The organism is Neobacillus pocheonensis, from assembly GCF_050477905.1.
GTDB classification, from domain to species: Bacteria; Bacillota; Bacilli; order Bacillales; family Cytobacillaceae; genus Neobacillus; species Neobacillus pocheonensis_A.
This window is the reverse complement of sequence record NZ_JBCNAD010000095.1, coordinates 1-5439: the sequence shown is the minus strand read 5'-3', so window position 1 is coordinate 5439 and position 5439 is coordinate 1. Positions and strand designations below refer to the sequence as shown.

The 5439-nt window shown below is 49.3% G+C and carries 5 protein-coding genes and 1 pseudogene; all 6 read right to left on the bottom strand.

Features of this window, described 5'->3' with window-relative positions:
* Positions 1–489: 489 nt before the first annotated feature.
* Positions 490–879 carry a DoxX family protein gene (locus tag ABES02_RS29085; RefSeq protein WP_430141395.1) on the bottom strand — a complete coding sequence of 130 codons (390 nt, stop codon included), beginning with the start codon at positions 877–879 and terminating at the stop codon, positions 490–492.
* Positions 880–894: 15 nt separating this feature from the next.
* Positions 895–1442, bottom strand: a pseudogene (locus ABES02_RS29080) (dihydrofolate reductase family protein).
* A gap of 35 nt (positions 1443–1477) precedes the next feature.
* On the bottom strand, positions 1478–2272 hold the full coding sequence (locus ABES02_RS29075) for an alpha/beta fold hydrolase (RefSeq protein WP_430141393.1): 795 nt from the start codon (positions 2270–2272) through the stop codon (positions 1478–1480).
* A 209-nt stretch (positions 2273–2481) separates the two neighbouring features.
* Positions 2482–4065: an MFS transporter gene (locus tag ABES02_RS29070; protein WP_430141391.1), complete on the bottom strand. Its 1584-nt coding sequence runs from the start codon at positions 4063–4065 to the stop codon at positions 2482–2484.
* Positions 4062–4502, bottom strand: a complete 441-nt coding sequence (locus ABES02_RS29065) for an SRPBCC family protein (RefSeq protein ID WP_430141388.1) — start codon at positions 4500–4502, stop codon at positions 4062–4064. Before ABES02_RS29065 ends, ABES02_RS29070 begins: the two co-directional genes overlap by 4 nt.
* Before the next feature lie 3 nt (positions 4503–4505).
* Positions 4506–5009 carry a MerR family transcriptional regulator gene (locus ABES02_RS29060; RefSeq protein ID WP_430141386.1) on the bottom strand — a complete coding sequence of 168 codons (504 nt, stop codon included), beginning with the start codon at positions 5007–5009 and terminating at the stop codon, positions 4506–4508.
* Between the last annotated feature and the right edge of the window lie 430 nt (positions 5010–5439).

The following is a 5439-nucleotide window of genomic DNA, read 5'->3' as shown; positions in this document are numbered from 1 at the left end:
AGGATTTCGAACAAAGAAAGCACGGAGGACCGAGTTCGTACCCGATAAGGGCATAGACCCATCAGCTAAACGCTATCGGTCTCCACACCTTGGATAAGTGTAACGAAGGAATGTAAGGGCATAGACCCGTCGAGCTGTGGGATGGTAAACTTCCAGGGATCTTGTGGAGTATGCGTGCAGTAGAAAGGCACTTAGGGAAATTGTTCCAGACGTTTCTTCTATTCCCGCATGCCAAAAACAGCGAACTATCGGGATTCATACCTTATTTTCCTTCCGAAGACTGCCTTTCAAGGTGATGAAATCCTGCGAATGAGTGAGCATACGAGAGATAAGCCCTTAATACTGAGGGACGGGTAACGTTAGTTCAATAAACATCAGGAGAAGGCTGCCGATGCAAAGGATCGGCAGCCTTCTCAGCTAAACCGAGGGACGGGAAGTGAATGATATTGCTTTTTTACCGCCTCGGCAGATCCTTTAGTTTGCAGACTTTTATCTAACCTTGCTCGCTTGTGGTTGTTCCGCTATGTGGCGATTGACAGGTCCCCTGACTACTGCGATCCATACAAGTAGAAAAAGCATAATAACTGGAACGATCGCTTCGCCAGACGCCCCTTTCACAAGCGATGATATCATTGCACCGATCATAATCAACGCCAATAATATCGCGCCGTAACGCGAAGAAGAGCGAATAAGCAGCGCAATCGCCCCGGAAATTTCCAAGATCCCAATTACGATACGAAACCATGCAGGATAACCGAGTTTGTTAAAGACTTCTATCATAGCTTGCACACCCATTAGTTTAAGGACCGCCGCCTGAATAAAGATCAACGCTATCACAGCAAGCCCTATCCAACCAGCATATTTCCAAAATTTGTCCATCTACACCTCACCCCTTCACACTCCGTATACAAGCCCTACGACTCCAGAACTAAACCTTTTGGTTTCCACAAGTTTAAGATCGATTCTGTCTTTGATATTTTCAAAGAGAGGTTTTCCTCCCCCAACAACAACAGGATTGACAATAATTCGATATTCATCAATCAAGCCGAGCTGCATAAACGTTTGCGCAAGGCTGGGACTGGCGGTCATCACAATGTTTTTGCCGGGCTGTTGTTTCATTTTTGCTATTTCTTCCGCAATATGTTCTTTCACCAGTCTGGAATTGTTCCAGTCCACCTTTTCCAAAGTCTGGAGAATACAATTTTCTCTTTCTTCTCGATCCAGACAGCATGCTCGGCATGGTACTTCGATTTAGACCAGACGGGATGCGCGGGTACAGTCGGCCAGAAGCTTTCCATCATTTGATAAGTCACACGTCCAAATAAAACGGTGTCTACGGTGTTTAGCAAGTTGGCGACATAGTTCTGTTCTTCTTCTGTATGGATAATCCAATCCATTTCGCCGTTGGGTCCTGTTACGAAACCATCAAGCGATACGTGCATGAGTAAAATGATTTTTCTCTTTGCTCTAGTCTCCTTTAATTTACTTGGAGAAAAAAATCAGTCAAAACGGGAGCGAGGAGATCCGGAGATACGTTATGAGCCTCGCCTTCCAGGATGTGGCACTTCGCATCGGGGAGTCTGTCCACGAGCGCTTTCACCGCATTTTGCTGGTACTCAGGACTTGTCCCTCCACCCACCACGAGCGTAGGGATCGAGACGGAAGACCACCGCTCGGCTGGCAAAGGGTTTCCCGACATGGTGTCACCCATGATAGTACCATCATAAACCAACGTGTGCGCTACATCTTCCATCGCCGGCCAGAATGGCGCGCTTCGCATCGGAGCAACGAATTCGGCAGGAACACCTGCTGCCTTCGTCAAGAAATACTCGACTGCGTCGCCTCTACGGCCCGACGTTGTCAGCTCTTTGAGCTGCTTTAAGTAACCATTCGGCAGCGGAGGACGCGTATTGTCAACGACAAACGGTGGCTCGTACAATGCCAGCTTTGCGATAGCAAGCTTGCGAGCCGCTTCGAGGGCAAGAACTCCACCGGAAGACATGCCGAATACGAATGCCGATCCGCCAGCCTCATTGATGAGAGTTTCGATATCTTCGACTTCGCGCTCAACCGCGTACGGCGCCGTGTCGCCGCTATCCCCTCGACCCCGACGATCGTAGTTGAACACGGTAAAGTGGGGTGACAGAAGCGAAGCAAGCTGCGACATATCCGAACGAGTTTGAAATGCAGCGCACACCAGGATGATCGTCGGTCCATTCCCGGATTTATCAAACGCAATGGCGGTTCCGTCTTTCGAAATTACTTTTTTCATTGTATTTTCCTCCTGACATAACACTGAATTGGATAGATACTCTTTTAAAATTGTTCCTTGAAATTTAACTAGTTGAAGATCATTTTGTAATCCGGTTATGGACGAAGCTCAAGCGAAGGTGCGGGAGCCGTCCCAAATCGTTTAGATAAACGCGGAGAATATACGTTAAAACTTCGAATCATGTCCGGTAATTATCTCAGGATATTCGATTATTTGGCAGCGCCAGGTACAACTTCCGGAATACTGTCGGCTTGGTTAGACTGAGTCTCTCCGATTGGTCGTACGTGCCGAAGCCGCGTAACGACAAGAACGATGATAGCGAGCATGATAGCACCACTTGCTGCCGCAACAGTGTGCATCCCGACGGTAAAGGCTTCGCGTGCGCCCGTGAGTAGTGCCTTACCGACTTGTTGGGTGAGTCCTTCAGCAATAGCCGTTGCACCGGCCAAGCTATCTTGGGAAGCTTGTATCGCGGATGCCGGCAAGTCGGCGGGAATAGAGTTCGCCACCTGGTTGCGGTAAACGACCGTGCCGATGCTACCCAATACTGCGATGCCCAGAGCGAAGGCTAATTCACCGCTGGTTTGTAGCATGGCGGCCGCCGATCCCGCCTTTTCCGGCGGGGCTGAGCCGATGACAAGGTCGCTGGACAGACTTGGGAGTGGGGCTGCACCTATACTGAAGCAGATATACCCGAGCACCAGAAAAGTGAGACCTGATTCAACCCCCACCTGGGTTAACAGATAACAGCCGGCGGTCGATACCAATAGACCCGTTCCGATAAGACGGGCCGGTCGGATCCGGCGTGCGATAAGCGGCGAGAGAAGCATACCGGCCATCGAGGCAATTACCCCGGGGAGCATATATAACCCTGCCCGAAACGGTGACATTCCTTGTACGAATTGAAGGTGTTGCGCGATGAAGAGCATAGTCGCGCCTGTCAGTGTTATACCGAACATGCCCCCCAGTGCAGCGTTGAATCCGGGACTCGCGAACAGGTGTAAATCGAGTAGGGGATTCGTCAGCCTGCGCTGCCGCGACACAAACACCGTGCCTAGGACGACACCCGCCAGTATTGACAGCACAGGAACGATCTGCAGACCGTACTTGGCGATTTCCTTGAGGCCGTATATCACTGGCAGGATGGTGCCTAGCGATAACACGACACTGGTCAAATCCAATCTGCCAGATTCTGGGTGCCGGTATTCGGGCAGCAGCATGGGTCCGGTTATTAGTAGAAGCAACATGACCGGCACGCCCAGAAGGAACACCGAGCCCCACCAGAAGTGATCTAGCATGAGACCTCCAACCACAGGCCCGAGCGCCATGCCGTCCATAGAGCACGTTAACCATATGCCGAAGGCAAGAGAGCGCTGCTTATGGTCACAGAATATGTTGCTTATCAAGGCCAGAGTAGAAGGCGATACAGTCGCCCCGGCTATACCGAGCAGTGCGCGGGCCGCAATGAGCATCTCAGCGCTTCGGGAGAATGCAGCCATTATCGAGGCTATGACGAATGCGGACCCGCCGATCAACAGCAGTTTGCGGCGGCCGATCCGATCTCCCAGCGTCCCCATGGTGATCAAGAACCCGGCGAGCATGAATCCGTAGATGTCTATGATCCACAACTGCTGAGCGCTATCGGCACCGAGGTCGGCGCCAATATGCGGCAGTGCGAGAATCATTACGGAGAGATCGATTGAGACAAGGAGGGCGGGCAGTGCTAAAACTGCAAGCCCCGTCCATTCCCTTATGCCGGCCTTCATCTCAATTCCATGCATTGCGCTCTTCATTCGTTCTGCAGCTCCAGACCCAGCTTATCTAACATAATATTTGTGCCGTGCTCGCGTTGTTCTGGTAGATCGTGACCATCGAAGAACGCTCCTTGTTCGGTGTAGATGAGTTGAGTGCCGTTGTCCGATTGCTTTATTTCTACTGTCGTCATGGAGACAGACATCCGTGTCTCTCCTTGGTCCAAGGTGTAAGTATAAACGATGCGACTGTCCTGAACGATCTCTTGGTAGCAAGCGTCGAAGGTGTAAATTGGACCGTTCGGCGGGCCGCCGCGGTTGATTTCTCGGCCACCAACCCGAAAGTCGAACTCGTCGGCTTTTGGAAACCACCGGGCTTTGGCCGACGGGTCCGACCAGGCGGAGAATACCCGCTCGGGCGATGCATGATAATTTCTCTCGATAACAAAGGTAGAGTACTTTACAGATCGTTCATTCATGGTTTATTTTGTCCTCCTTTGGGAATCGTCATCTGGATGGTCATCAAGAAAATCACCAATCCGGTCGAGATGGGATTCCCAGCTCGCTTTCCGCTCGGCAAAATATTTATGATGGCTCACCCTCATGGCGCTCAATATTTTGGTGAATTCTTGAACGGTCAGTGGTTCTTTTCTCTGTATAAGGCTTGTTACATACTCTAATTCCTGTAAAAGCTTTTGTTGCACACTTATACTTTCCTTCAGACGCTCAATTTGAAGGGAAACAATGTCGAACAGGCTGAAATGATTGCCATCAATAACGGATTTGACCTGATCCAACGACAAGCCGAGCTCCTTCAATGACAGAACTTGCTGCAGCTGTGCAATATCGGATTCTATATAGATCCTGTGTCCTGAGTCAGTATGACAGGATGGAGAGAACAAACCGATCTGGTCGTAGTATCGCAATGTTCGAACCGTTAATCCTGCTAATTTTGCAAGTTCTCCAACTTTCCACTCCCGTTTCATGATCATCCCCTTTTTATTCGCGCGAGGTTTTACCGGTATCCATAGCATAGATCATTACGTTACGTTAGTTTCAAGTGCAAATGGAAAATTTTTAATTATTTGCATGAAAATAAGGCGAAGTAAGTGAGTTTTTTTATTCCGACACAGGATGTTTGTCCTCATGCCATCATTTCTGGAATGAACGTGGTGAGTAAAAAGAATGTTGGAAAACTGAGTTTGGTCACGTTAAATGATCTTCTTTAATTACCAATAGTCGGAAAAATTCCTCAGATGGAATACCCTATTAGCCGACGAAAACGGGGGATGGGTTCACAAAGATACTTCACTATTGTCAATTGCTGAAGCTTAATTCGATGCAATAATAGGTCAATCCACTATTGAACGAAGTACGTTAGTGAAATAAATATGACAGGAGTAGACGTTCATGGCG

Coding starts and splice junctions, on each gene's coding strand:
- ABES02_RS29075 (WP_430141393.1), bottom strand. CDS start 2,272: ATGAAAAAAGTAATTTCGAAAGACGGAACCGCCATTGCGTTTGATAAA.
- ABES02_RS29060 (WP_430141386.1), bottom strand. CDS start 5,009: ATGAAACGGGAGTGGAAAGTTGGAGAACTTGCAAAATTAGCAGGATTA.
- ABES02_RS29085 (WP_430141395.1), bottom strand. CDS start 879: ATGGACAAATTTTGGAAATATGCTGGTTGGATAGGGCTTGCTGTGATA.
- ABES02_RS29065 (WP_430141388.1), bottom strand. CDS start 4,502: ATGAATGAACGATCTGTAAAGTACTCTACCTTTGTTATCGAGAGAAAT.
- ABES02_RS29070 (WP_430141391.1), bottom strand. CDS start 4,065: ATGAAGAGCGCAATGCATGGAATTGAGATGAAGGCCGGCATAAGGGAA.